At 55.6% G+C, this 1,445-nt stretch carries 2 protein-coding genes; one reads left to right on the top strand and one right to left on the bottom strand.

Annotated features, from left to right (window positions below; translation table 11 throughout):
• On the top strand, positions 1-669 hold a 669-nt coding region (gene erm, locus HMPREF2656_RS00025; RefSeq protein ID WP_070815538.1), incomplete at its 5' end, for a 23S ribosomal RNA methyltransferase Erm.
• Positions 670-739: 70 nt separating this feature from the next.
• On the opposite strand, the gene HMPREF2656_RS13360 is transcribed toward erm, so the two are convergent.
• Positions 740-1,093: a type IIL restriction-modification enzyme MmeI gene (locus tag HMPREF2656_RS13360; protein ID WP_016423158.1), complete on the bottom strand. Its 354-nt coding sequence runs from the start codon at positions 1,091-1,093 to the stop codon at positions 740-742.
• Between the last annotated feature and the right edge of the window lie 352 nt (positions 1,094-1,445).

Raw genomic sequence — 1,445 nt, 5'->3', positions numbered from 1 at the left:
GACGCAAAACTAGCTGCCAAACTCACAAAAAAGACCGCCTCGGCGTCGGTCGAAGTGGTCCATGATGATTTCCTCAACTTCCCGTTACCCGCCACTCCCTGCGTCATTGTGGGAAACATTCCCTTTCACCTCACCACTGCCATTCTTCGAAAGTTGTTGCATGCGCCGGCATGGACTGCCGCTGTACTCCTCATGCAGTGGGAAGTCGCTCGCCGCCGGGCCGGGGTAGGTGCAAGCACGATGATGACAGCTCAGTGGTCCCCATGGTTCACGTTTCACCTTGGTTCCCGAGTACCAAGGTTTGCTTTCCGGCCACAGCCAAACGTTGACGGGGGGATCTTAGTGATCCGCCGGGTGGGTGACCCGAAGATCCCGATAGAGCAACGCAAAGCCTTTCAGGCGATGGTGCACACCGTTTTCACCGCCCGGGGACGCGGGATAGGGGAAATTCTCCGAAGGGCAGGGTTGTTTTCATCACGTTCAGAGACACAATCATGGTTGCGCTCGCGAGGAATCGACCCCGCAACCCTACCTCCCAGATTGCACACCAGCGACTGGATCGATCTCTTCCAGGTGACTGGTTCCTCTTCACCGCGCCATCGGCCCATTTCACAATCGGGAAGTAGTCAACGCCCTCCTCAACGGAAAAATCGAGGCCGGCGGCGGTAATCCCCCCACCACCAAAACCGAAATCCACCAGTAGTAGTGAACGACCCATGTTCGTCTACCGTGAGCCGCGTTATGGCAGTGACGTGTTCTCGTCGGGCACAGTCATAGTTCCCGGCGTTGCCAGCGACAGGGTTCTACACCCAGCAGCGGGACCGATCAAAATCACCCGCACGGGGAACGACCCTGCTGGTGGTTTCGATTTTGATGAAAGCGAGGAGACATAGCCCCTCGCCAACTCCCCGTAGCTGGCGAACAGTAGCTCCTGGCGCTGGCGCTCGTTGGTGAGTTTGCGTGCCACATCGAAAGCCTTATCGACTTCCCGGTCCAAGTTGTTGTGGGCCTTGAGCAGAATTGGGTCCATCGATAACGGGTTGTAGTGCTCCGCGAGTGACCGCTGGGGGTGCCGCTCGCGTGCCCGCAGCACCAACTGTCCAGCGTCGATGATTCGCTGCTGCGCCTTCTCATCTAGTTCACACAGAGCTGGTCCGCAGTTGTAGCTCCCGATGTACTCCGAAAAACGGAAAAAATAAATAGTGGGGATACATCAACCTTCCACTTTCCATTCTTCCGGCTCAGAGTATTGAGGGGTCTGGGACCGGGTCCGTAAACCCTTTATGTTTTTCGCGCACAGCGGTTTTTAGCGACGCACCCTATAGGTTTTCCGCAGAACTTATATGTGTTTCTGTGCACCCCCATATGTTGTCTGTTTCTAGCGGTATTTCGTTGTACTTTGCGCATCGAATAGTTATTTATCGACGACACTCCGTCGAGTTCAA

This window comes from Corynebacterium sp. HMSC034B08 (assembly GCF_001835805.1).
GTDB lineage: Bacteria > Actinomycetota > Actinomycetes > Mycobacteriales > Mycobacteriaceae > Corynebacterium > Corynebacterium coyleae.
Note: the sequence above shows the minus strand (reverse complement) of the source record. Positions and strands in the feature narration are given on the sequence as shown.